Annotated in this window: 1 protein-coding gene; it reads left to right on the top strand. The window is 67.8% G+C overall.

What is annotated here, in order from left to right; translation table 11 throughout:
• The coding region (locus GXP76_RS35450) for an acyl-CoA carboxylase subunit beta (RefSeq protein ID WP_242575726.1) at nt 1-1,259 on the top strand (1,259 nt) is incomplete at both ends.

Below are 1,259 nucleotides of genomic sequence, written 5' to 3'. Positions count from 1 at the left end.
GCGCTGCTGCTCGACGAGGGCTCGTTCCGGGAGGTCGAGCAGTTGCGCAGGCATCGGGCCACCGGGTTCGGGCTGGAGGCGAAGAAGCCGTACACGGACGGGGTGATCACCGGCTGGGGGACGGTCGAGGGCCGTACGGTGTTCGTGTACGCGCACGACTTCCGGATTTTCGGCGGTGCGCTGGGTGAGGCGCATGCCACGAAGATCCACAAGATCATGGACATGGCCATCTCGGCGGGTGCGCCGCTGGTGTCGCTGAACGACGGGGCGGGTGCGCGTATTCAGGAGGGTGTCTCGGCGCTCGCCGGTTACGGCGGTATCTTCCAGCGCAACACCAGGGCCTCGGGTGTCATCCCGCAGATCAGTGTGATGCTCGGGCCGTGTGCCGGCGGCGCCGCCTACAGCCCGGCGCTGACCGACTTCGTGTTCATGGTCCGTGAGACGTCGCAGATGTTCATCACCGGTCCCGACGTCGTCAAGGCGGTCACCGGTGAGGAGATCACCCAGAACGGCCTCGGCGGTGCGGACGTGCACGCGGAGACCTCGGGCGTGGCGCACTTCGCGTACGACGACGAGGAGACCTGCATCGCCGAGGTCCGCTACCTGCTGGCGATGCTCCCCTCCAACAACCGCGAGAACCCGCCGGCCACCGAGTCCGGGGACCCGGCCGACCGCCGCTCCGACGTGCTCCTGGACCTCGTCCCGGCGGACGGCAACCGCCCCTACGACATGCGCAAGGTCATCGAGGAACTCGTCGACGACGGCGACTTCCTGGAGATCCACGAGCGCTGGGCCACCAACATCATCTGCGCGCTGTCGCGGCTCGACGGCCGCGTGGTCGGTATCGTCGCCAACCAGCCGCAGTCCCTCGCCGGTGTCCTGGACATCGAGGCCTCGGAGAAGGCCGCGCGCTTCGTCCAGATGTGCGACGCCTTCAACATCCCGATCGTCACCCTGCTGGACGTGCCCGGCTTCCTGCCCGGCGTCGACCAGGAACACGGCGGCATCATCCGCCACGGCGCCAAGCTGCTCTACGCGTACTGCAACGCCACCGTCCCGCGTATCTCGCTCATCCTGCGCAAGGCGTACGGAGGTGCTTACATCGTCATGGACTCGCAGTCCATCGGCGCCGACCTCACCTACGCCTGGCCCACCAACGAGATCGCGGTGATGGGCGCGGAAGGCGCCGCCAACGTCATCTTCCGCAAGCAGATCGCCGAGGCCGAGGACCCCGAGGCCATGCGCGTACGCATGGTCAA

Origin of the sequence: Streptomyces sp. NP-1717 (assembly GCF_022695985.1) — a bacterium.
Lineage (GTDB): Bacteria > Actinomycetota > Actinomycetes > Streptomycetales > Streptomycetaceae > Streptomyces.
Note: the sequence above shows the minus strand (reverse complement) of the source record. Positions and strands in the feature narration are given on the sequence as shown.